Consider the following 23,826-nt stretch of genomic DNA (forward strand, 5'->3'; position numbering starts at 1 on the left):
TGAAAGGTTATAACGAGAGGGGAATTATGTCTGGAACGACCTCATGGGGTGAAAATGATTGGGCGCTGATTCTGGGAGCTTCTAGCGGTTTCGGAGAGGCGGCCGCATTGGAGTTGGCCAATTTAGGGTTGAATATCTGTGGGGTGCATCTTGATCGAAAATCAACACAGCCGAATGCGGAGCGTATTGCTTCCCAGATTCGTTCAATCGGGCGAGAGGTTCTATTTTTTAACGTCAATGCAGCAGATCCTGAAAAGCGTGCCGACATTTTGAAAGCGCTGAAGCAACGTGCGGAAGAATCGGGGAAGCCGATTTGTGTGCGGGTGTTGTTACATTCGTTAGCTTTTGGAACACTGAAGCCGTATATTGCTGAATCCCATGCGGAAGCCATTAATAAAGCGCAGATGGATATGACGTTGGATGTCATGGCCAACAGTCTGGTGTATTGGACCCAGGATTTAGTGGCACAAAAATTTTTGGGATCAGGGAGTCGAATCTTCTCCATGACCAGTGCCGGAGGGGCACGAGTCTGGCGAACGTATGGAGCGGTTTCCGCTGCAAAGTCCGCCCTGGAGTCACACACCAGACAATTGGCTCTGGAGCTCGCTCCTCTGGGTATCACCGTCAACTCGCTGATGGCCGGTGTCACGGATACTCCGGCTTTGCGTAAAATACCCGGTTCTGATGAAATGCTGACATTAGCCAAACGGAAAAACCCTTCAAATCGACTGACCACGACCCAGGATGTCGCCGATGCGCTAGGATTGTTAAGTCATCCGAAAGCTCATTGGATCACTGGAAATGTGATTTGTGTGGATGGTGGAGAGTTTATTGTTGATTAGTTCCAGGAAGTGAGGGGAGCCACGTAGGGGACTGCTCATGAGTCATGGAATTTTTTAGAGAGTGAGCGAAAAGGATGATGCCAGTTTTTGGTTTTTTGTTTCCTGGACAAGGCTCGCAGTCAATTGGCATGGGCAAGCCTCTTTTTGATAGTAGCCCTTCGGTTCAGGCCCTCTACAAGGAAGCCGCCGATATCTTGGGATATGATGTCGGTGGATTGTGTTTTGAGGGACCGTCGGAGCAACTCAATCAAACTGAATATACGCAGCCGGCATTGCTGGTGACGAGTCTCGCTGCGTTTCAACTGGTCCGTGAAGGTCCCCTTCTTCCCGCTGCAGTTGCCGGTCATAGCTTGGGCGAATATACCGCATTAGTGGCGGCAGGCGCGCTGGAATTTCGAGAAGCGGTTAATTTGGTGCAGAAGCGCGGACGTTATATGGCGGAAGCTGTGGCTCCTGGAAGCGGGTTAGTTGCCGCGATCTTAGGCCTGTCAGAAAAGGACGTCCGAAGCGTCTGTCAAGAAGCAGAATCTGTGGGTGTTGTGGCTCCGGCCAATTTCAATTCTCCAGGCCAAACGGTTATTGCCGGAGAAAAAGCGGCAGTGGAACATGCTGCAGAATTGGCTAAAGCACGTGGAGCGAAGCGGGTGATGCCACTTCCGGTCAGCGTTCCGGTTCATACCCCATTGATGCAGGTGGCTGCTGACAGATTGAAAAAAGATATTGATTCTTTAAAGTGGTCTGATTTAAATGTACCGTTGGTGAATAATGTGGAAGCCAAAGCCCTGGTATCAGCGGGAGAGGTTCGTGAGTCCCTTGTTCGACAATTACCTTCCCCCGTACGGTGGCAGGAAACCATTCAGGTCATGGCCCTGATGGGCATCACGCATTTCGTGGAAATCGGTCCAGGGAAAGTCTTGACGGGTCTAGTCAAGCGCATTGTTCCAGAGGCTACCACGTGGAATGTAATGGATCAGGAATCCTACGCTCACGTTCTGTCGCACTGTTCGTAAAGACAAACTGGGCCAAATTTTCAAGAAGGATTTGAGAATGTTGTTGACGGAAAAAATTGCTGTGGTAACGGGTGGTGCCCAAGGAATCGGGCAGGCGATTGCGACAACATTGGCCAGAGAAGGGGCTGATGTCGTGGTTGCCGATCTTGATGCTGAACGTTGTCAAGAAACCGTGGATCTTGTCCAACAATCCGGTCGTAAAGCGTTGGCGGTTTCGGTCAATGTTGGCGAATGGGAGCAGGCTAAGGGAATGATGGATCGCGTCCTCAAAGAATGGGGGCGAGTGGATATCCTGGTGAATAACGCAGGCATTACGCGAGATGGTTTGTTAATGCGGATGAAAGAAGAGGATTGGCATGCTGTCCTGCAGGTCAATTTGACCGGCACATTTTTCTGTGCAAAGGCCGTTCTGCCTTCCATGAGCAAGCAACGAAGTGGTCGAATAGTCAATATTGCTTCCATTGTCGGAGCGATAGGGAACATGGGCCAGGCCAACTATGCAGCGTCCAAAGCGGGAGTGATTGGTCTCACCAAAACAATTGCCCGGGAGTATGCCAGTCGGAATATTACCGTCAATGCCGTGGCACCGGGCTTTATTGATACCGCTATGACCCAACATCTTTCGCCAGAAATTAAAGAGGGGTTACTGAATCAAATTCCATTAAAGCGGTTAGGGCAACCTTCGGATGTTGCCGATGCGGTGTGCTTTCTGAGTTCAGAGAAGGCCGGGTATATTAGCGGTCATGTGTTACATGTGAATGGCGGGATGCATATGGCGTCCTAAGCCCATGCGCAACAGGATGTGTCTCATTCGATAAACTTTGCAATGAGGAGGAGCCAACAATGGCAGTTGAAGAGCGTGTTAAAAAAATTATTGTGGAACAATTAGGTGTGGAGGAAGATGATGTGGTCCCTGAGGCCAAGTTTGTGGAAGATCTTGGAGCCGATTCCCTGGATACGGTGGAATTGGTGATGGCTTTAGAGGAAGAGTTTGAAATCGAAATTCCGGATGAAGATGCAGAAAAAATTCAAACGGTCTCGGCAGCCATTGAATTTATTAAGGAAAAAGTCTGAGAAGGACATTGATCGCTGTGCGAAATTGCGGTTCACCCATGGTTGATTGTGGGGGGCGAGGGGGTAAAATCTTAGATTCAGTTTCGGGGTTTTCCAACGATGATGTGTACGGAGTTCCTCTATGAGTGAATGGACGCCACGACGAGTGGTTGTGACAGGATTGGGATTGGTCACCCCGTTGGATATTGGTGTATCCAATACATGGGAGAAACTATGTAAAGGCCAATCCGGGATCGGGCCGATTACCCGATTTGATGCAAGCCAGTATTCCGTGCAGATTGCGGGGGAGGTCAAGAACTTTGATCCCTCGACGTTCATTGAGAAAAAAGAAATTAAAAAGATGGATACCTTTATCCATTTTGCCATTGCAGCCAGTCAGGAGGCAGTGGATGATGCCAAGCTTGTCGTAAATCCGGATGAGGCGGATCGTGTGGGGGTCTATATTGGAGCAGGTATCGGGGGTCTTCCGGCCATTGAGCATTATCATAAGGTGTTGCTGGAGCGCGGTCCGGACCGGGTTTCGCCATTTTTTATCCCGATGGTCATTATTAATTTGGCCTCAGGGCAGGTAGCGATTCGTTTTGGTGCCAAGGGTCCGAATGCCTGTACGGTCACGGCCTGTGCCACAGGGAATCATTGTATCGGAGATGGATTTCGACTGATTCAGCGGGGAGAGGCCGATGTCATGCTGGTTGGAGGAGCGGAATCAACCATTTGCCCGACAGCGGTCGCTGGGTTTGCCGCGGCAAAGGCGTTGTCCAGGAGAAATGAAGAACCGAAACGGGCTAGTCGGCCTTTTGATAAAGACCGTGACGGATTTGTCATTGGCGAAGGTGCCGGTGTCTTAATCTTAGAGGAATTGGAGCACGCCAAATCTCGTGGTGCGCGTATCTATGCCGAAGTGATCGGCTATGCCATGAATAGCGATGCCTTTCATATAACCGCTCCACCAGACGATGGTGCGGGTGCGGTGACTTGTATGGAGCGTGCGATTCAGGATGCGGGGATCGCGAAAGAATCTGTGGGATATATTAATGCCCATGCCACATCCACCTTTGCCGATCGGATTGAAACGCAGGTCATCAAAAAAGTCTTTGGGGATCTGGCCTATTCCATTCCTGTAGGTTCTACCAAGTCCATGACCGGCCACCTATTGGGAGCTGCCGGAGGAATTGAAGCGGTTTTTTCTATCATGGCCATGCACCAGGGCGTCATTCCTCCAACCATCAATTTGGAGACGCCAGACCCCGAATGTGACTTGGATTATATTCCGACTCATGCCAGATCCTGTACTGTTGATGTCGCCATTTCTAATGCATTTGGATTTGGTGGTGTCAATGCCTGTTTGGTCTTCCGGCGTTGGAAAGGCGAATAGGCAGCATTGCCCCTTTCTGATTGGATAGTTTCGAGAGATGTGCCTCTCCAGAGTTTCAGTATCTATTGCCCCAATCTCGCCACAAAAAATATGATATACTGCACTGTTTTGGTCAAAAATAAGAGAAAAACGATCATGCCTGTCAACATTAGCATTTCTTTGTAGGTCTCGTGGCTGCTCTTGCATTTGAAGACCTTCAAGAATCCTTGGAGTATGTCTTTAAGCAGCAGGCTTTGCTGTGTGAGGCTCTCACCCACCGTTCATACTCTCAAACTCAACCCCAGGCGGTGAGCCCCCACAATGAACGATTAGAATTTTTAGGGGATGCGGTGCTGGGATTGATTGTGAGTGAAAGTCTTGCCGCGATGTTCCCAAGTGGCACAGAAGGCGAACTCTCCAAGATTAAAGCGAGATTGATTAGCCGATCTACTCTCTCGAAAGCGGCGAGTCGTCTCCGGTTGGGACAGTGGTTACGATTGGGTCGGGGGGAGGAAGCCTCAAAGGGTCGAGAAAAAATATCGCTATTAGCCAATGTCCTTGAAGCGATCATTGGGGCGGTGTATCTTGATGGAGGGTTGGAGCCTGCAAGAGCATTTATTCAAAAAGTTTTGACCACGGAATTTTCTTCCTTAGAGAACAGTCCTGTGTCATCAGCCGGGTGGGATGGGAAAAGCCGTCTGCAAGAATGGACGCATAAACAATTTGGGGTAAGTCCGCAGTATCGACTTGTTCAGGAATCAGGTCCTGACCATCAGAAGGTCTTTGCTGTCACGGTGGAAATTCAAGGGAAAATTATGGGACAGGGAGAAGGACGGACAAAAAAAGAAGCCGAACAATGTGCGGCAGCGAAAGCGCTCGCCCAGTCTGAGATTCATGTTTCAGGCGAGCTTGGTCATCCAATCAAGAAATTCAACAGATTAGCCATGGAGGAGGAATTATGAGGGTTGTGTTGCAGCCACGGACTTTAGCGAGTGCTCTACGTCAGCTCATGATGGTGATCGGACTGTCCACCATTGTCACCGCAGGTGGTTCTCTTGTCCCAACCGGGGCGGCTGCGGAAGAACCATCGAATGCTGATACCAAGGCACCTCACGTATTGATCAAAACGAAATTTGGTGAAATGGAAGCCGTGTTATTTCCCGACTTAGCACCCAAGCATGTGGAAAGCTTTCTCAAATTAGTCAAGTCAGGGTTTTATAACGGAACCATTTTCCATCGGATCATTCCTGGATTTATGGTTCAAGGGGGGGATCCTTTGACCAAAGATCCAGCCAACCGCAGCCGGTTTGGAACCGGTGGACCGGGCTATACGGTTCCAGCAGAATTTAACCGGGTTGCTCACGAAAAGGGTATTCTCTCCGCGGCGCGCACGGCAGACCCCAATAGTGCGGGATCCCAGTTTTTCCTCATGGTGGATAAGGCCCCCCATCTGGATGGCCAGTACACCGTGTTTGGTGAAGTGGTAAAAGGCCTTGAAGTGCTTGATACAATTGTGGGCCAGCCCCGCGACTTGAAGGATAATCCACTAGAGCGGATTGAAATGACGATAGATGTGATGCCGTAACTCGGCAGAGGAAAGCCGGAAATGTTGATGAAACGTGCCGATCAGCTGACGGGTTCTGTCGAAGGGGGGTCTGGTGCGTAATCAAATCCACTGGGAATAATGATGCGCCCTCCCGCCCCGGTTTGGCGGGCGAGTTGTTCTGCTACATCGGGATGGCGTTCCCGGATATAGCCGAGTAATCCATGTAAAAATCGATGGGACCGAAGCCCTGATCCGGAAAATTCCTGGATGAAGATATGAGCCTGGTCTAAGACGTTGGTGACCAAATGAGATTCTAAGGGTTGGCGTTCGCCGAAGACCTTAAATTCCTTTCGTAATTCTTCACCGAAAGCGGGTATTCCCGAATCTGGTATCTGGATCAGGCTGAAACTTCGCCTGAGGCTTTGGAGGCCTTCCAATACCTCGGCGTCCTGTGCGTCACGCCGGTCCTGGAAAAAGCGATAAGCCAAGGCCTCAAAGACATAAAATATTTCAGTCGCCCGTTCACCCCCGAGATCCAATAATTGTCGGTAGAACCCCCGACGTTCGAGTTCAAACCGGTTCCCCACTCGTTTTTGCTGGTAGTCATCATTGCTCTCAAGAAAGACGCAGGAAGTCGGGCAACTGATATTCGTGATGCGGTTGGTGCCGCAACATTGGCTGCAAATCATTCCTCCAAGGGCGGGACACGTCCGTTTCCCTTTACGTTGATGACAATAGAGGCACTTACTCATTTGCCGCATCTTTCTTAAGCCAGCCCAGTCCATAATCAGACCAAGATCGGGTTTTTTTGTTGGGGTTATCGTTAGAGGGACGCTCAAGACCATTAATTTCGGCGCCGTTTACATACAGGTAGGGGACCATGATCACATGATTGACACGGTCGACCCCGATCCCCGAAGGGGACAACAAAAACTCGGCAATCACCTCTTTTTTGTGATTGGCCAGGATTCGCCAGACTTTCCCTACCGTGAGGTCAGACACATACATGGTGCCGTATTTATCGAAATCAATACCGTCTAAATTATAGAACCCACCAGTAAAAAAAGTATTGGCGAACAGCTCCTGAATCGTCCCGTGTTCATCAATCTCAAAGATCTTCCCATCCTCCCATCCAACCCCCACCACATGCCCATTCCTGGGATGAATGGTGAGGCCACGTGGGTGTGACAGGCTCTCATCCTGGGCAAAGACCGTCACGGTATGATCGTGGGCGGCTTCATCAATGTGATAGATGGTATTGGAGTCGGAATCAGAGACATACAGCCCGCCTAGAGGATCCGCAGCCAGCCCGGCAAGTGATTGACTGTGGAATTGTGCGAAGGAAATAGTGTGAAGCGTTTCTCCGGTGTTTTTGTCAAATCCTCGGACCGCATCCAGGTCAGCCACATAAAGAGTTGCGCCCACCAGAGCCATTCCTTTGGGTGAGTTCAGGATAACCGACTTTTGCCCACCTTGGATGAAATGGAGATCAATCATCTTTCCCTCAGGGGTCACTTTACTGATAAAACCTTTATTTTCGCGTGTCCCGGGGTCTCCGTTGGCATTGGCGATGAAATAGACCTGCCCTTCATCGGCAATCATGCTTTGCGGGAACGCTAAATTCGCCACCTCCTCGGCATAAACAGCAGTCCAGCAACTCAGCACCAACATACTAGTGAGGATCGCATTCCTGAAAGAAGCAGCAAGGCAATATGGGTTCATGGAAATAACCGAACTTTCGCTGAGACGATGAGGACGATCAGAGCGACAAGGGATGTGGTTAGAGGAAAACCTGAAGGGGCATGGTAAGTGAGGTTTTTGTAGGGTGTCAAGGAATGGTGAGGAAGCCATTTCGTTGACGAAGATTTTCCCTGCCTGATATCGTAAATCACCGCTCATAGCGGTTTGACCATTTTATTTGAAGGAGTCAACGTGCCAGCACAGATCATTGATGGCAAAGCATTAGCCCAGGCGATTCGAGAGGGCATTGCTGAAGACGTTCGCCTTTTCGAAAAAGATACCGGAATCAAGCCCGGATTAGCCGCAGTATTGGTAGGAGATGATCCGGCATCGGCCGTCTATGTGCGGAACAAGAGAATTGCCTGTGAAAAGGCCGGACTCTATCCTCAGGAACATCTTTTGCCGGCATCGACCCCCCAAGAATCATTATTGAAGCTGGTTCATCAGCTCAATGCCGATCCCCAGATCCATGGCATTCTGGTCCAGCTTCCCCTTCCTTCGGGCATGGACAGTCAAGCGATTTTGCACGCCGTCTCTCCGGAGAAGGATGTGGATGGATTTCATCCGGTCAATGTCGGGCGTTTAGTGACCGGCGACCCAGGGTTTATCCCCTGTACCCCAAAAGGGGTCATTCAGATGATCGATTCGACCGGACAGGATATTGCCGGGAAACGTGTCGTGGTTATTGGCCGGAGTAATATTGTGGGAAAACCGGTGGCTATGTTGCTCTTGCACCGACATGCCACTGTCACCATCTGTCATTCCCGGACCAAAGATCTCCCCGGGGTGGTTCGGGAAGCGGACATCGTGATTGCGGCCATCGGGAAACCGCTTTTCGTCACCCCAGACATGGTGAAAGAGGGGGCGATCGTCATTGATGTGGGGATCAATCGATTAGCCGATGGAAAATTAGTCGGGGATGTGGATTTTGGTCGGGTGAAGGAGCGAGCCGGATGGATTACACCCGTTCCCGGTGGCGTTGGCCCGATGACGATCGCTATGCTGCTTCAGAACACGGTGGAATCCGCGAAGCGGGTTGCTGGCAAATAACCCTCACTGCATACAAAAGAAATCGGCACACATGACGATTCCCGAATTTGTCCAACAGAAGAAACAGGGTAAAAAGCTCACGGTCGTCACGGCCTACGATGCGCTGTTTACCCGGGTTGTGGAGCAAGCCGGGCTTGACGTCATTCTGGTTGGAGATTCCCTTGGCATGGTCGTGCAAGGCAAGCCCAACACCTTATCAGTGACCATGGAAGACATGCTCTATCACACGCGGCTGGTGGCTCAGGCTGCCCAACGGGCGCTGGTGATTGGGGACATGCCGTTTATGTCCTACCAGGCCAGCGTGGAAGATGCCGTGCGGAATGCGGGGCGTTTTCTGCAAGCGGGGGCGGCTGCTGTGAAACTTGAGGGTGGTGCGCCAGTGGTCGATCGGGTGGAGGCCATGACCCGGTTTGGTATTCCCGTCATGGGTCACCTGGGCATGACCCCACAATCGGTCAATCAATCTGGCGGATATTCAGTTAAGGGCAAGGCGCAGGAAGAAGCGGAAACGATTGTGAGCGATGCCAAGGCCCTTGAGGCTGCGGGGGCATTTGCGGTGGTGTTGGAATGCATGCCAATCGGGCTGGCGCAAAGTATTACCGAAGCCCTTTCTATTCCGACCATTGGCATTGGCGCCGGGCAGGGATGTGATGGACAGGTGCTGGTGCTCTACGACCTGTTGGGCCTCTTCGATGACTTCGTCCCCAAATTTGTCAAACCGTATGCCCATCTGAAGGCGGACGCCCTACAGGCGCTCCGGCGCTATAAAGAAGAAGTTGAATGCGGAAAATTCCCCACCGACGCTGAAAGTTATCATTAAATAAATTAATTTTTTCACCCCCTTCTCTTCAAGGTTTTCCGGGGGAACAAATTTACCTATTCCCTACCCTTAATGCTTCCAGAACAACCGCTCTCCATAAGCCTGGCAAGATAGCCTTCGGTTCCGACTCATCCTCATCGCGTGCCATCAATCTTATCTTTCATTTTTTCACCCCAAACTCCCCATCTAGAATTCCCCAATTCACCAAACCCAAGAGACATGGTCAAAAAGAGAAGCCAAAGAACACAGGCAACTTGACTTAACTCGCCAGTTCACCAAAAATCTCCCCACGACCATTCTAAAGCGTTCGATTGGCGCTTGGTGTCCTGCGGGATCGGCAAGCGTTCGCAGTCGTATAGATGGACAAACCATTCATCAGGTGGTGGGATGCTGATCCGAATAATATGCCCTAGGACATGCCCGTATGAACAGCCATTGACTGAAACCGCAGAGATTGCCGCTTATTTTCAGAAGAGTCGATGAGAGGTTAAATGGACAGGAAATCACAGATTCGCACCGTACGTGGATGAACTTAATTATTGTTAGCCTGAAAGGTTCTGAAGCGCACTGTTTGGAGGCTACTGCTTGAATTACATCATGATGCCAAATTCGAAAGTGGGAGAGGACGCATGCCATCAATTCCTAGTCTGCCTCGCAGAGGCCACAGCAGAAATTCCAGACCAATAGATGCTGCTTCCGATTCCTGGCCAAGCGAACCCGATCTACCGAGAACGCGTGTACTGCTATGAGCTGTATCATCAATTGAGAGTAGTTACCGGTGATACCTTTGGGTATTCGCTTGGAGGACAAGTTGACAAGGCAGTGCACCCGATTCTAAGTAAAGCTGATTTGGGCAAAACCAAGCCGGATTTACTAGTACACAAGTCTGGCGGAATGGACGACAACTTGATCGTTATGGAAGTGAAACCCGTGAATGCAAAGCCTAGGGATATCAGAAATGACTTCCAAAAATGACATCCTTTGTCCGTGAAGGTCGATACTATCTGGCTGTTTATCTGGTCTATGGCGACAATAATAAGGAGTGAGAGAAATTTAGAAAGAAGCTTATGCGACAGGTGCAAAAGCCAGAAGGAGATCAAATTGCCCTTCAGGATATTTGCCTTTATTGGCATCAATCTTCAGGGGGCCGTGCCATAAAAACACCCCGGTGTCCAAGCGAAAAACCGTGACCTGCGGACGCGTATCGCTGGTGATATGCCACAAAGCATCTCGCATGGCGGAGACATCTCGTTCCGGCTTTTTAACAGGACGGCTGCTTAAATGCTTGGCAAAATATGCTCTCCGGCGCTCACAGATAACGAGATAGAAGCTATCGTTGTTTTCTCTGGCGAATTACCTTATAGAAAACGAGCTTAATGGAATTTTCAACTGATGCCTAATTCTGGACGCCTCTGTGCACTTGCAAAGGGACAAACATTATAAAAAGAATAGCCATCCTGGCATGGTAACAATCCTGTGTTCGAATCACATTCAGGAGGTCGACAAACTCTGCGGGGGGGATTTGAAGTCTCTATTATTCAATTGTGCCGCGTTTTTGGGTAAGTGTGTGAGCAAAAGATGTGAAAACTTTATTACCCCTAAGGCCTTTTTGATTGTTTTGTTCTGAAATTTGCCAAACCCTATCTGCAAATATATTAAATGTGCCGCTGTTTCCCAACGAAATTTTTGGGGTAAAGCTCTTTTGAGGCCAAGCTCTTGCCTGTTCAAGTCCGTGGAAATTTTCTGGCATTGTGGTCATTGAGTACTATGTAATGCTTGTTTGTCGTGGGGCAGGTGATTTTTGAACAAAGCGATGAGAGCTATGGATGATTAAGAAATCAGAATTAGCAAGGCCGGTTATGTCTAGCTTTTCTTTAGAGGAAAGCACCGGATAGCTATGCTTGTCGGTTTTCTCCGCCCTTCGGGCTCGGGTGCTCATGAACTCAACGGATAGGCGAAAGGTCAATCATTTCAACTAAGGAGATTGTGCGTATGCCTGGAATGTTCAAGTCCCCCAATAAAGCCGAGGATAATATTCTTTCTGATTTGGGCCCGCTATATCATAATTATTCGTTCTTTGGGGTAAATAATGTTCAGTTGCCAGGTATCTACGAATTAAATCAACAAGCAAAAGCACCGATTATCATCGCCTATATTGCTTATGCTATTGCTAAATCTAAAAAACATGCCTTAGACCGCGTATCTTTATCAGAGCTGTTTTGCGCGGATGGTTTTTACGCTATGGTTGCCTCCAGGCTGGGCTGTAATAGAAGCATTGGCATCGATAACGATAGGGATAAGCATTTTGAACATGCTAATGTGATAGCCGAACGACTGAATCTTCATGGCGTAGAATTTGAGAAAGAAGAGATCACGCCAAATTCAAAATTCATTTCAACAGATGTCGTGGTAAATGTGGGAGGTCTTTATCATGTCGATGCCCCCGATAAAATATTGGACCTATCATACGGGATGGCAAATAAATACCTAATAGTTCAGAGTGTTGTTTCTTTAAAAACAGAGAGTGAAGATTATTTTGAAGCTCCGGCCCCAGGTTGGACATGGGGAAACAGATATAGTCGAAAATCGTTTGATAAAATGATCAAGAAAATCTGCCCAAAAATCATCGACCAGCATTTCAATGAGCTTGAAGGCAATAATAGACTTGAAGACAGAGGAAGTGTGTATTATTTGATTGAAAAATAGGTTTATGTAATGAAAGCATCTAAATTGGTCACAACGTTTAGATGAGAGCCACGCCACGTGTTGCCGCACTTGAGTCGTAAGAGTTCTTAGTGCATATCTCAACTTTGAAGGGAAACTTCAATCCATCCTACCAAGGGCTCTTATCAAGGGTTTGGCAACGAAGAGCTTCAATCCACTGCTCAAATCAAATTCAGAAGGTCGAGAGCTCCGTGTCGAGATCACAGATCAGGACTAAATAATTCTCCAGGGCTTGAGGATTGGTCTTGGTTTTCAACGACTGGTTCGGCCTATTCAATGACTGGAATCTCTGAATTTGTTAACCCCTATGCCCATTCTAAAGGCGGATGCCTTGCAGGCTCTCCGGCGGTATAAAGAAGAAGTTAAATCCCTTGAGGGTATATTTCCCGCTGCCTGCGGCGTAATAAACTATTCGTCTGAGCGAGTACATTCATAATGCCCCGTCCGCTTGCGGCGGGGATCATTTTTTGCGGCAAATTTTCAACGGTCGGTAAATGTGTTCATGAAAAATATGTTGAAGGAATATGCCCTGAAAGTGCTGAAGAGTCTTCCAGCCAGGTTCTCACTGTCTGTGAATTGGAATTCGACCGAGGGCTATATGCTGGGGTATGCCAAGGAGATTTTGCGTACATTGGAAAATGACCAAAGCGTAACGACTCGCCAGGATGCCATCACGGGCCTTCGACAACTCAGTCTGGAGGAATTCGGACTGGTGTTGCTGTCCATGCCCGACCCTGAGTACCCCAAGCTTTCACGACTTCTTCCTGCCATGGCGAGTAATGAGGTGCAGCGAAACTGGACGGGGAACCATGGAGTCGAATTGCTCAAGCAAACAACAGCGTTCGTGCGTGCATTGAGTTACAACTACACACGAGTGACCGGGCGGTCTCTGGATGATGCCACTATCTTGGATTTTGGATGTGGGTATGGCCGTATCGCGCAATTGCTCTATTACTTCACCGCCGAGGAAAAAGTCTTCGGGGTCGATCCCTGGGAACAGTCCATTGAACTTTGCCGGGAGTCGGGTCTCAGTACAAACTTCATGGTATCCGACTACCTCCCTGTGTCCTTGCCGGTCGGGACGGTGAAGTTTAATCTCATTTATGCCTTCTCCGTGTTCACCCACCTGTCTCAAAGGGCGATGAGCGCGTCGTTGAACACCTTGCGGAAGTACCTTGCGGATGATGGCATGTTAGCCATTACTATTCGCCCTGTCGAAAACTGGGAGCATGACCCTCACACATCATCCGCGCAGAAAGCGGCCCTAGCCGTTCGACATCGGGAGGAGGGCTTTGCTTTCAACCCCCACAACCGGGCACCGATTGATGGTGACGTGACCTATGGGGATTCCTCGTTGACTCTGGAGTGGATTACCTCGACTTTTCCAGAGTGGACGATCAAAGCGACTGATCGGTGTTTGAGCGATCGTCTTCAGCGGTATGTCTTTCTGGTGCCGCGCTGATCGGGGAAGCTCCTGCGTTTGTGGCTGGAAAATGTGGCTCTGGGTATATAGGAAAGCCGCAAGTTGAAAGGGGAAAACGCTTGCTTGCCACAGCATGGTATTCCTTGTATGCTCCTGCCTAAATTGCAGATTTTCCAGGATAAAGGATGAGTCTCATGGAGCTTCCAGAAGATATGCAACAATGCCGGCAGGAGATCGACCGGCTTGATGACGACATTCTTAATATATTGAATGAGCGATCTCAATATGTCATTAAAATCGGGCATCTGAAAAAACAACAGGATTCGTCTGCCCATCTTCACACGCCCGGTCGGGAAGCGGCGATCGTGGAACGGTTGATGCGCAAAAACCCAGGACCGTTTCCCAGTGAAGCCCTTCGTCATCTTTACCGGGAGATTATGTCGGCGTCTCTCTCTCTGGAGGGAACCCAAACGGTCGCCTATTTGGGGCCTCCTGCCACGTTTACACATCTGGCTGCCATGCGAAAGTTTGGAGGATCGGCCGACTATGTATCGGTCAATAGCATCAAAGATGTGTTTGATGAAGTGGAACGCGGACGTATGCGGTTTGGCGTGGTTCCCATAGAAAACTCGACGGAAGGGGTGGTCAATCATACGTTAGATTTGTTCGTAGACTCACCTCTGTTGATTTATGGTGAAGTGATGCTGGAAGTGTCCCATCACTTTCTTTCTAAGGCGGAAAAAATAGATGAGATCAAGACGGTCTATTCTCATCCGCATGCCATTGCCCAATGTCGAAACTGGCTCGAAACCAACTTGCCTTCGGTGAATTTTGCGGAAGAGCCCAGTACGGCTCGGGCCGCTGAGCGGGCGGTGAATGATCCAACTGCAGGGGCCATTGCCTCCGAATTGGCAGCTCAGTTGTATGGATTGAACATTCTGCGATCACGAATTGAAGATAATATTAATAATTTCACCAGGTTCCTCATTTTATCCCAAAAGGGAGCTGAGCCAACCGGCCGGGATAAAACGTCGATCATTGTCTCGGCCAAAGACCGGGTTGGAGCCCTGTATGATCTGATCCGCCCGTTTTCATCCCACGGCATTAGTATGACCAAAATTGAATCACGGCCGACCAGACGAAAAGTCTGGGAATATCTGTTTTATATGGATTTGGAAGGTCATCAGGACGATGATCGCCTCAAGAAGGCCCTGGAGGAAGTCCGGTCACGTTGTTTGATGATGAAGGTTCTGGGGTCTTATTCTTCGCATCAGTAAGGTTTGATGCTCGCTGTTTGTCCTTGAGGAATGGAGATCGGGGAAGGGGCTTCCGCAAACGTTCGTCCCAGGCCCAGGTAGACGTGAAATTTTCTGGATTTTTCCTTCATGTTCACAAGAGAAAGAATGTAAGCCCATGCCATTGCATGTCCATCCCACAATTGCCTCGTTAACACCGTATTCTCCAGGGAAACCCTTGGATGAATTGGAGCGGGAACTGGGAATTACCCAGGCAATTAAACTGGCATCTAATGAAAATCCTTGGGGTCCTTCCCCGAACGCGCTGCAGGTCCTGGCGGAGGCAGCAGCCTCGCTTCACCGGTATCCGGATGGCGGGGCTCACTACCTTCGGCAGGCATTGGGCGAGCGGTTGAAATTTCCCGAGGATCAGGTTCTGGTGGGCAATGGGTCAGATGAAATCATCAGTCTTTTAGTCCGCGCATTTCTCTCACCGGGTGATGAAGCGGTAATGGCCGATCTGACCTTTGTGATGTACAAGCTTTCTGTGTTGGGAGGGCATGGTGTGCCGGTAGAGGTGCCTTTGAAAAATTGGGCCCACGATGTGGCGGCCATGGTTGACGCGGTTACTGATCGCACACGGCTCTTTTTTCTCTGCAATCCGAACAACCCAACGGGTACCATGCTGACGGCAAGGGAAATTGACGGATTTCTCTCCAGGCTTCCTGATCATGTGGTCGTCGTATTTGATGAGGCGTACTATGAGTACGTACGACATCCCGATTTTCCGGACAGCTTGCAGTATGTTCGTGAAGGGCGGCCGGTTGTGGTACTACGGACGTTTTCGAAAATTTATGGATTGGCAGGATTGCGCGTGGGATATGGGTTGACGACCAAAGAAATTGCAGGATATGTGAATCGGGTTCGCCCCCCGTTCAACGTGAATAGCTTGGCTCAAGAAGCCGCACGAGCAGCTCTTTCGGATGACGACCATGTGGCGAAAAGCCGGGCCATGAATGAAGCCGAAATGACGTTTCTGGAAGAAGGACTAACCACCATGGGCTTAGAGCCCGTTCCCAGTCAAGCCAACTTTTTGTATTTCAATGCAGGGATTGACGGAAAACTTGCGTATGAGGCGTTGCTTCGAGAGGGCGTGATCGTTCGGCATATTCGTGGGCCAATGCTCCGGGTGACCATTGGCCAACCGTCCGAAAACCGTCGTTTCCTTGACTCTCTGACTCGAGTCCTCTCCACAGTGTTGTAGTGCAAGGATTCTGATTCATTTATGGTTATTGTCTTAAAACCTGAAGCCACTGATCAGGATATTGATCACTTGATCGATCGTCTTCGTTCGTTGGGGATGACCACTCAAATCACGAAGGGGAAAGAACGGACCATAGTGGCAGTGCTCGGCGATGACCGGGTGTTACAAGGACAACCATTGAGCGTGTTTTCCGGTGTGGAAAGCGTGACTCCCATTCTGGCTCCTTGGAAGTTAGTGAGCCGTGAATTTCAAAAACAGGATTCTGTCATTGACGTGGCCGGCGTGAAAGTTGGGGGAAGCCAGATCGTGGTTATGGCTGGTCCCTGTGCGGTGGAGAAATTAGAAATTACGGTTGGTATCGCTCAAGAAGTCGCGAAGGCAGGCGCCCGCATTTTACGGGGCGGAGCGTATAAGCCTCGCACGTCGCCTTATTCCTTTCAGGGTTTGGGACAGGAAGGATTGGATTTTTTGGCTGCAGCTAGGCAACAAACGGGTCTTCCTGTTGTGAGTGAAATATTGGATGCACGTGACCTCGGACATTTTTTAGAAAAAGCGGATGTGATCCAAATTGGCGCCCGGAATATGCAGAATTTTGAACTCTTAAAAGAGGTTGGCGCCTATGACAAACCCGTCTTATTGAAGCGTGGGCTGTCGGCCACGATTAAAGAGTTACTCTTATCCGCGGAGTATATTATGTCCCGTGGCAATCGGAATGTCATGCTGTGTGAAAGAGGGATTCGCACCTTTGAGACTCAGTATCGCAATACGCTTGATCTGAGTGCGATACCCACTTTAAAGGAAATGACTCACCTGCCGGTCATTGTGGATCCGAGTCACGCAACGGGCAATTGGAAACTTGTGGCTCCTATGGCTAAAGCGGCGATTGCGGCTGGTGCTGACGGCTTGTTGATTGAAGTGCATTCCAATCCGGAATGTGCCTTGTGCGACGGAGAGGAATCGCTGAAGCCCAGCCGGTTTACCGAACTCATGAATGATTTACAAAAGGTGGCGCAGGCTGTCGGTCGTGAACTTTGATTCTCCTCTTGTGAATCCGACACTTTTGCCTTCCATCATGTCGACTGTCCATTCAGAACCCCTCTTTCAACACGTGACCATTATCGGGATAGGCCTGCTCGGCGGCTCTCTCGGCCTTGCGCTGAAGAAACAGGGCTTAGCCAAGACGGTCGTGGGGATCGGTCGTCGACAAGAAAATCTTGATTTAGCCGTTCAAATGGGTGCCATTGACCAATTTTTTCTGGAGCCTCATGATGCAGTGAGCCACTCGGATTTAATTGTCCTGGCCACTCCTGTCGAGACCTATCTCCCACAAATTGACCTGTGGGGAAAAGATCTAGCTCCGTCCGCAATCGTGAGTGATGTGGGGAGCGTGAAGGGTCAACTGGTCTCAAAAGTTGAAGCCCGGTTGCTTCCTTCGACGTTTTTTGTCGGCGCTCATCCGATTGCCGGAAAGGAAAAATCTGGAGTGGCTCACGCCGACTCGCATTTATTTCAAGACGCTCGATGTATTCTGACTCCGACTTCCCATACGAATGCCCATGCTCTGGAAAGAGTTCGGCATCTTTGGGAGACTGTTGGATCCGTGGTGTCGTCTATGGATCCCATGGACCATGATTGGGTTTTCGGTGCGGTGAGTCATTTGCCTCATATCGCAGCCTTTTCTCTTATGCACACCTTGGAAGCGTTGCAGGGACGAACGTCACAGGCTGGGGACTTGCTGAATTTTTCCGGCGGAGGGTTGCGCGATACCACCAGGATTGCCGCCAGTTCGCCTGAAATGTGGCGGGATATTTGTGTCGCCAATCATGAGAATTTGGTGGAGATGGTGGATCAGTATATTCAACAGTTACAAGGTTTTCGTGAAAAGTTGAGTAAACGGGATGCAGATGGATTGTACGATGCGATTGCCAGGGCAAAAGCCTCGCGAGAGCGGTTGATATGAATCAGTTCACAATTCTTCCAACTACAAAACCTCTTCGTGGCAGAGTGTCGGTGCCAGGGGACAAATCCATCACGCATCGTGCCCTCATTTTTGGAGCTTTGGCGCAGGGCCAGACACGTATTACAGGCTACTCTAAAGGAGAGGATTGCCTGAATACCCTTAGTGCGATACGTGCTTTAGGCGCTGATGTGCAGGAAACCCCCGAGGCAGTTGAGGTGACCGGCAAAGGGCTCTGGGGGCTGCAGGAACCGTCGAATGTGTTGGATTGTGGAAATTCCGGGACGGGTTTGCGCTTACTAGCTGGCGTCTTAGCCGGGCAAAATTTCTTTTCCGTTCTCACGGGTGATGCCTCTTTGAGAAGTCGTCCGATGGGCCGGGTGGTCACACCTCTTCGTCAAATGGGGGCTGTTATCTCGGGAAGACATGGTGGTGAGTTGGCTCCTTTGGCTATTCAAGGGAACGGACTCAAGGCGATTCTCTACGAATCTCCTGTCGCCAGTGCGCAAATAAAATCGTGCGTCCTGTTGGCCGGGCTCTTTGCCGAAGGGACGACCATTGTGAAGGAGCCTAGACGATCCCGAGATCACACGGAGCGTCTTCTGGACTATTTGGGAGTCTCCCTCCAGGTTGATGGGTGCACCGTGCAGCTTCAAGGTCGACCCTCTTTTGATGGAAAACCGATTGCGGTTCCCGGAGATATCTCGGCTGCGGCCTTTTTCATGGTTGCCGCATCGATCGTTCCCGATTCGGATATCTTACTCACTGATATAGGGTTGAATCCCGAACGAACTGGTATTCTGGATATTCTCCTCGAGATGGGGGCTGATATCACTATTGTCAATCAACGTGAAATATCGGGGGAACCGGTAGGTGATATCCGTGTGAGGTCTGCTCCGCTGAGGGGAATGATCGTTGGGCCTGAACTCATTCCCAAAACGATTGATGAATTGCCTATATTGTGCGTGGCTGCCGCTTTGGCCCATGGCCAGACACGCATTACCGGAGCACAAGAACTTCGGGTGAAGGAGACCGATCGTATTCGAGCTATGGCGACCGAATTATCGCGTCTCCACGTTGAGGTGGAGGAACAGCCGGATGGTTTAATCATCAATGGAGGTTCCCCTCTCAAGGGTGCGATTTGTCAGAGCTATGGCGATCATCGGGTGGTGATGTCATTGGCCATTTGCGGATTAGTGGCAGAGTCTCCGGTTACCATTGAGGATGTGGCTTGCGTTGAAACCTCCTTCCCGGGCTTTAAAGATAAGCTGTTGGATTTATTGACAAATTCTTAGCGACCATTATAATGCTCCAGAAATTAGTTGGTAAGAGGAGAATAGGGCCGTTCAACGTCATCGGTTAATGATCACTATTGACGGTCCAGCGGGAGTCGGGAAAAGCACTGTGGCCAAGTGTTTGGCTACACGTCTCGGATATGTTTACCTGGATACGGGTGCTTTATATCGGGCCATTGCCTGGAAAGTTCAGGAAGACCAAATAGACCCGAACAATACTGCTCACATCCAAGGACTTCTTGCACGGACAGATCTGCGACTGATGCTGAGTGGGGATGGCCTTTCCGTTTGGGTTGATGGGCAGGCCATTAATCAGGAGGCCATCAGAACTCCAGCCATTAGCCAATTGGCTTCCTGCGTTGCGGCAATTCGATCAGTCAGGGACTGGTTACTCCCGATTCAGCGAAAAATTGGTGGTGAAGTTGGCGTTATCGCTGAAGGAAGGGATATGGGGACACGGGTGTTCCCAAGTGCTGATGTGAAGTTTTTTCTTGATGCGGAATTGGAGGTTCGAGCAAACCGGCGCCAACAAGAATTGTGTCAAAAAGGGAAAGCCGTTGATCTGGAGACGGTGCGAGACGCCATGGCCGTCCGAGATGATCGTGACCGGACCAGAACGGTTGATCCGTTACGGCCGGCGCCTGAGGCGATCATGATCGACACCTCTCGACAATCTGTTGAAGAAGTTGTTGGACGTATGATGCAAATCATTGTGGATCGTTTGTGAGTGGAGCGGCTTACGGGCTGTTATGGATCCTGTTTAATGGGTTGGCTCGACTCCTGTTTCGATTTAGGACAGAGGGTTTCCAACACTTTCCCAGGACAGGCGGAATCATCGTTGCGGCTAACCATGCCAGCTACCTTGATATTCCCCTGTTAGGGTGCGCGATTCCGCGGCGCGTTTTTTTTTTAGGGAGAGCGAGTTTATTCCCCAATCGCTACATGAATTGGGCCTTGCAAAAGCTTGGCTGGATCCCACTGAAAACCCACAAACTGGACAGGAAGGCCTTTGGACAGGCACTCTCTCACTTGCAAGCAGGTGAACCCGTAGTTATTTTCCCTGAGGGAACAAGGACGGAGGACGGGGCCTTGCAAATCGGGAAGCCTGGACTAGGCTATTTGGTGGCTGAATCAAATTGCCAGGTGATTCCTGTTTATATTTCTGGTACCTTTACAGTTCTTCCCATCCGGGCAAGATGGCCACGGTTGTTTCCGTTAAGGGTCAGCTTTGGGAAACCATTGAAATTTTGTAAAAAAGATGATGGGGAGAGTGCCAAATCATTTTATGAAGACGTATCGGTAACTGTGATGGATCATATTGCTCAATTGGGTGGCGTTCCCTCTCCGACCCGGCAGGCGTATGAGACAGATTTAAGAAGTAAATTGTGAGACTAATCATGGCAATAACCATTTAACCCGCCAAACTCTGCTGGAGGTATCAAAAGTCGGATGAATACTCTTACTCAACAACCTGAAAAAATGGATCGCGAAACCCTTGCCGCATTATACGATGAAACGTTTAAAAATATTGAAGAAGGAACGATAACCGAAGGCAGGGTCATTGATATCCAGCGAGATCGAGTGGTGGTGGATATTGGCTATAAGTCTGAAGGTATGATTCCTGCCGACCAATTCTCTCCGGAAGAGTTGGAACAGTTGGCGGTCAATGATCCGGTTCAAGTGTATATCGAGCAATGCGAAGATGCGGATGGTAATTTGCTCCTCTCCAAAGAAAAAGCTGACAAAATGAAGGTTTGGGAGGATTTGGAAGTTGCCCACAAAGATGAAAAGCAAGTGCAGGGGAAAGTCATTTCGCGTATTAAGGGCGGCATGATCGTTGATATTGGGGTGAAGGCCTTTTTGCCAGGATCGCAAATTGACTTGACACCAGTCAGAGACCTGGATGGTCTGGTCGGGAAAACGTATAACTTTAAAATTATTAAGATTAATCATCGTCGGGGAAATGTGGTGGTCTCCCGACGGGCTCTTCTAGAAGAAACCCGTGACAAACGAAGACAATCGACTTTGTCTACGTTGTCTGAAGGGCAGTTGATTGAAGGGACCGTGAAGAACATAACGGATTATGGAGCTTTCTTGGATTTGGGTGGCATCGATGGTCTGCTGCATATCACCGATATTTCCTGGGGCCGTGTGGGGCATCCCTCAGACATGTTCTCCATTGGAGATCGTGTTGAAGTCTTAGTATTGAAATACGACCGGGAAACGGGTCGTATCTCCCTGGGTGTTAAGCAGAAATCTCCAGACCCCTGGACTAAAGTTGAAGAAAAGTATCCGTCAAGAAGTCGCGTGAATGGTAGGGTTGTGAGCCTGACCGATTATGGGGCATTCGTCGAGTTGGAGCCAGGGGTTGAAGGTTTGGTCCATGTGTCGGAAATGTCTTGGACTCATGAAGTTCGCCATCCCTCAAAGGTGGTCTCCGTGGGCGATACAATTGAGGCTCAAGTGCTTCATGTTGACCAACATAGCCGGAAAATTTCTCTTGGAATGAAGCAAACGGCTCCTAACCCTTGGGATATCATTGAGGACAAGTACCCGGAAGGTACAGAGATTGAGGGTAAAGTAAAAAGCGTGACCGACTTTGGTGCCTTTGTAGGTTTGGACGAAGGTGTCGATGGCCTGATCCATATTTCTGATATGTCGTGGACGAAGCATATCAAACATCCTTCGGAACTGTTCAAGAAGGGACAATCGGTTAAAGCCATTATTTTGAAAATTGATAAAGAAAAAGAGCGGTTATCCTTGGGGTATAAGCAGCTGATCTCGGACCCATGGGTCTCTGATATTCCTCAGCAATATCATGTTGGGGAGGTCACTTCCGGCAAAGTTTCAAAAATCGCTGACTTTGGTGTATTCGTGGAATTAGATGGCGGGGTAGAAGGGTTAATTCATATCAGTGAGATCGGGCCGGATGTGCAGGAGCGACTCGAGGAAAAGTTTGCTGTTGGTCAGGATGTCTCCGCAAAAATCGTCAAGGTTGACTGTGATGATCGGAAAATTGCGTTAAGTCTTTGGGAGCATTTGAAGGATCTGGAGCAAAGTGAGGTTGAAGAGTTTAATAGCTCTCAAGGTAGTGTGGACCAGAGCTTTGGGCGCGTTGTCCAAAAGAAAGATCAAGGGGATGAGGGCGAATAGGCATCATGGGCAGAATGATTGGATGAATATGGGGCTTCTTCAGGATGGCCAATCCCGAATACTATGAGTAATGGGTATCCACGATGGAAACGGGTTCTGTGGATGATTCTCGGAGGCCTTGTCCTGTTTAGTATTGGGAAAAGCCTAATTCCTGAGTTATTGTTAGCAGGTAAGGACGGTGTGGCCATTGTTCGGGTTGAGGGTCCCATTCTTGATTCGTTTCAGACTGTCGAGGAATTGAAGAAATTTGCTGACGATCCTTTGGTCAAAGCGATCGTGGTGAGAATTGATAGTCCTGGTGGGGGCGTGGCGCCTTCCCAAGAAATTTACAATGCCGTCAAGAGAGTAAGAAAAGAAAAGAATAAAACGGTGATCGCCTCCATGGGCACGGTGGCGGCTTCCGGAGGCTATTACATTGCGGTGGCCACCGATCGCATTCTGGCTAACCCTGGGACTTTAACGGGAAGCATTGGCGTCATTATGCAATTGGCGAATTTCCACGAGTTGCTGGAAAAAATCGGCGTCAAAAATTTTGTAGTCAAAAGTGGAAAATATAAAGATATTGGCTCTCCTTTTCGGCCCATGAATGATGAAGATCGCAAGGTATTGGAGTTGGTGATGAATGATGTCCATCGTCAATTTATTGATGCTGTGGCCGAGGGGCGGTCTCTGGATGTGGCGGAAGTTGAGCAGTTAGCCGATGGGCGAGTCTTTACGGGGCAACAGGCTAAGTCCATCTTATTAGTTGATGATATTGGCGATCTGCACGATGCCATTAAGTTAGCTGGCGAATTAGGCGGGATTGAGGGGGAGCCACGGGTTGTGGAGGTGAGCAAGCCGTTTTCATTCAGGGATTTACTTGAAAACACATTCCTTGGAAGCGTTCGCACCTTTGCCACGACTCATTTTTCCACCCCTTTGATGTACCTTTGGGTTTCCTGATCCGGACAAGCAAGATGAATCAAGTACATCAATTGAGGAGTTATACTCATTCGCAAGAATCAAGTGTTGAAAAGCGAGTCTCTCTGAGAAGGAGGATCGGATGACAAAAGCGGATCTCATCGAAAAGTTGGCGGAAAAGGCTCCCCAATTGAGTCGAAGACAAGCCGAGTTAGTGGTCAATACCATTTTTGATTCTATCCGTGATTCCTTAAAGCGTGGAGAAAAAACAGAAATTCGCGGGTTTGGAAGTTTTCGTCTCAGGCACCGCCAGACCAAAGAAGGGCGTAACCCCAAAACCGGGGAATCGGTGTCTGTCCCAGAAAAGCGCATGCCATTTTTTAAAGCCGGCAAAGAGATCAAAGAATTATTAAACCCTGAATTACCCTCTGTTTAAAAC

At 49.4% G+C, this 23,826-nt stretch carries 25 protein-coding genes; 21 read left to right on the forward strand and 4 right to left on the reverse strand.

Translation table 11 applies throughout. The annotated features are described in order from the left end of the window. Positions 1-26 precede the first annotated feature (26 nt). From PJI16_08355 to PJI16_08385, 7 genes are all read left to right on the forward strand, one after another. Positions 27-842 (forward strand): SDR family oxidoreductase, encoded by an 816-nt coding sequence (locus PJI16_08355; protein ID MDT3777570.1) that lies wholly within the window; start codon positions 27-29, stop codon positions 840-842. A gap of 77 nt (positions 843-919) precedes the next feature. Beyond that, positions 920-1,852 (forward strand): ACP S-malonyltransferase, encoded by a 933-nt coding sequence (gene fabD / locus PJI16_08360; protein MDT3777571.1) that lies wholly within the window; start codon positions 920-922, stop codon positions 1,850-1,852. Positions 1,853-1,892: 40 nt separating this feature from the next. Continuing rightward, positions 1,893-2,636: a 3-oxoacyl-[acyl-carrier-protein] reductase gene (gene fabG, locus PJI16_08365; protein MDT3777572.1), complete on the forward strand. Its 744-nt coding sequence runs from the start codon at positions 1,893-1,895 to the stop codon at positions 2,634-2,636. A gap of 59 nt (positions 2,637-2,695) precedes the next feature. Then, positions 2,696-2,926, forward strand: coding sequence for an acyl carrier protein (acpP, locus tag PJI16_08370; GenBank protein MDT3777573.1), 231 nt, complete (start codon positions 2,696-2,698; stop codon positions 2,924-2,926). Between the two features lie 121 nt (positions 2,927-3,047). Next, complete coding sequence (gene fabF, locus PJI16_08375; protein ID MDT3777574.1) at positions 3,048-4,301, forward strand: beta-ketoacyl-ACP synthase II; 1,254 nt, start codon at positions 3,048-3,050, stop codon at positions 4,299-4,301. A 170-nt stretch (positions 4,302-4,471) separates the two neighbouring features. Further along, positions 4,472-5,242, forward strand: coding sequence for a ribonuclease III (gene rnc / locus PJI16_08380; GenBank protein MDT3777575.1), 771 nt, complete (start codon positions 4,472-4,474; stop codon positions 5,240-5,242). Between the two features lie 47 nt (positions 5,243-5,289). Beyond that, a complete protein-coding gene (locus PJI16_08385; protein MDT3777576.1) occupies positions 5,290-5,865 on the forward strand; it encodes a peptidylprolyl isomerase in 576 nt (191 codons plus the stop codon). Between the two features lie 41 nt (positions 5,866-5,906). Here the strand turns inward: PJI16_08385 and PJI16_08390 are convergent, their stop codons facing one another. Together PJI16_08390 and PJI16_08395 are read right to left on the reverse strand one after the other, a co-directional pair. Beyond that, a complete protein-coding gene (locus PJI16_08390; GenBank protein ID MDT3777577.1) occupies positions 5,907-6,515 on the reverse strand; it encodes a hypothetical protein in 609 nt (202 codons plus the stop codon). Positions 6,516-6,570: 55 nt separating this feature from the next. Then, entirely contained in the window at positions 6,571-7,497 is a 927-nt protein-coding gene (locus PJI16_08395) for a hypothetical protein (protein MDT3777578.1), read from the reverse strand. Between the two features lie 261 nt (positions 7,498-7,758). On the opposite strand from PJI16_08395, the gene folD reads away from it, so the two are divergent. Together folD and panB are read left to right on the forward strand one after the other, a co-directional pair. After that, on the forward strand, positions 7,759-8,616 hold the full coding sequence (gene folD, locus PJI16_08400; protein MDT3777579.1) for a bifunctional methylenetetrahydrofolate dehydrogenase/methenyltetrahydrofolate cyclohydrolase FolD: 858 nt from the start codon (positions 7,759-7,761) through the stop codon (positions 8,614-8,616). Positions 8,617-8,647: 31 nt separating this feature from the next. Then, positions 8,648-9,436, forward strand: coding sequence for a 3-methyl-2-oxobutanoate hydroxymethyltransferase (gene panB, locus PJI16_08405; protein ID MDT3777580.1), 789 nt, complete (start codon positions 8,648-8,650; stop codon positions 9,434-9,436). Positions 9,437-10,501: 1,065 nt separating this feature from the next. Here panB and PJI16_08410 read toward each other — a convergent pair. Both PJI16_08410 and PJI16_08415 read right to left on the reverse strand, forming a co-directional pair. After that, positions 10,502-10,672, reverse strand: coding sequence for a hypothetical protein (locus tag PJI16_08410; GenBank protein ID MDT3777581.1), 171 nt, complete (start codon positions 10,670-10,672; stop codon positions 10,502-10,504). 298 nt (positions 10,673-10,970) lie between these two features. Further along, positions 10,971-11,195: a hypothetical protein gene (locus PJI16_08415; GenBank protein MDT3777582.1), complete on the reverse strand. Its 225-nt coding sequence runs from the start codon at positions 11,193-11,195 to the stop codon at positions 10,971-10,973. 233 nt (positions 11,196-11,428) lie between these two features. Between PJI16_08415 and PJI16_08420 the strand changes: the two genes are divergently transcribed. The 12 genes from PJI16_08420 (at position 11,429) to PJI16_08475 (ending at position 23,823) form a co-directional block, all read left to right on the forward strand. Continuing rightward, the gene (locus PJI16_08420; GenBank protein ID MDT3777583.1) at positions 11,429-12,142 is read left to right on the forward strand and encodes a class I SAM-dependent methyltransferase; all 714 of its coding nucleotides are present in this window, start codon (positions 11,429-11,431) and stop codon (positions 12,140-12,142) included. Between the two features lie 520 nt (positions 12,143-12,662). After that, on the forward strand, positions 12,663-13,622 hold the full coding sequence (locus tag PJI16_08425; protein ID MDT3777584.1) for a class I SAM-dependent methyltransferase: 960 nt from the start codon (positions 12,663-12,665) through the stop codon (positions 13,620-13,622). Between the two features lie 155 nt (positions 13,623-13,777). Further along, positions 13,778-14,860, forward strand: coding sequence for a prephenate dehydratase (pheA, locus tag PJI16_08430; protein MDT3777585.1), 1,083 nt, complete (start codon positions 13,778-13,780; stop codon positions 14,858-14,860). Positions 14,861-14,996: 136 nt separating this feature from the next. Further along, entirely contained in the window at positions 14,997-16,082 is a 1,086-nt protein-coding gene (gene hisC, locus PJI16_08435; GenBank protein ID MDT3777586.1) for a histidinol-phosphate transaminase, read from the forward strand. Positions 16,083-16,103: 21 nt separating this feature from the next. Next, positions 16,104-17,117, forward strand: coding sequence for a 3-deoxy-7-phosphoheptulonate synthase (aroF, locus tag PJI16_08440; GenBank protein ID MDT3777587.1), 1,014 nt, complete (start codon positions 16,104-16,106; stop codon positions 17,115-17,117). Further along, positions 17,107-18,042, forward strand: a complete 936-nt coding sequence (locus PJI16_08445) for a prephenate dehydrogenase/arogenate dehydrogenase family protein (protein ID MDT3777588.1) — start codon at positions 17,107-17,109, stop codon at positions 18,040-18,042. Before aroF ends, PJI16_08445 begins: the two co-directional genes overlap by 11 nt. Beyond that, positions 18,039-19,334 carry a 3-phosphoshikimate 1-carboxyvinyltransferase gene (aroA, locus tag PJI16_08450; protein ID MDT3777589.1) on the forward strand — a complete coding sequence of 432 codons (1,296 nt, stop codon included), beginning with the start codon at positions 18,039-18,041 and terminating at the stop codon, positions 19,332-19,334. Before PJI16_08445 ends, aroA begins: the two co-directional genes overlap by 4 nt. Before the next feature lie 67 nt (positions 19,335-19,401). Then, the gene (gene cmk / locus PJI16_08455; protein ID MDT3777590.1) at positions 19,402-20,061 is read left to right on the forward strand and encodes a (d)CMP kinase; all 660 of its coding nucleotides are present in this window, start codon (positions 19,402-19,404) and stop codon (positions 20,059-20,061) included. Continuing rightward, positions 20,058-20,723, forward strand: a complete 666-nt coding sequence (locus tag PJI16_08460; GenBank protein MDT3777591.1) for a lysophospholipid acyltransferase family protein — start codon at positions 20,058-20,060, stop codon at positions 20,721-20,723. Before cmk ends, PJI16_08460 begins: the two co-directional genes overlap by 4 nt. A gap of 60 nt (positions 20,724-20,783) precedes the next feature. Continuing rightward, positions 20,784-22,487, forward strand: coding sequence for a 30S ribosomal protein S1 (locus PJI16_08465; protein ID MDT3777592.1), 1,704 nt, complete (start codon positions 20,784-20,786; stop codon positions 22,485-22,487). A 102-nt stretch (positions 22,488-22,589) separates the two neighbouring features. After that, a complete protein-coding gene (gene sppA / locus PJI16_08470; GenBank protein MDT3777593.1) occupies positions 22,590-23,429 on the forward strand; it encodes a signal peptide peptidase SppA in 840 nt (279 codons plus the stop codon). Positions 23,430-23,529: 100 nt separating this feature from the next. Then, on the forward strand, positions 23,530-23,823 hold the full coding sequence (locus tag PJI16_08475; GenBank protein ID MDT3777594.1) for an integration host factor subunit beta: 294 nt from the start codon (positions 23,530-23,532) through the stop codon (positions 23,821-23,823). Positions 23,824-23,826 lie beyond the last annotated feature (3 nt).

Source organism: Nitrospira sp. MA-1, assembly GCA_032139905.1.
In the GTDB taxonomy this organism is placed as follows: Bacteria; Nitrospirota; Nitrospiria; order Nitrospirales; family UBA8639; genus Nitrospira_E.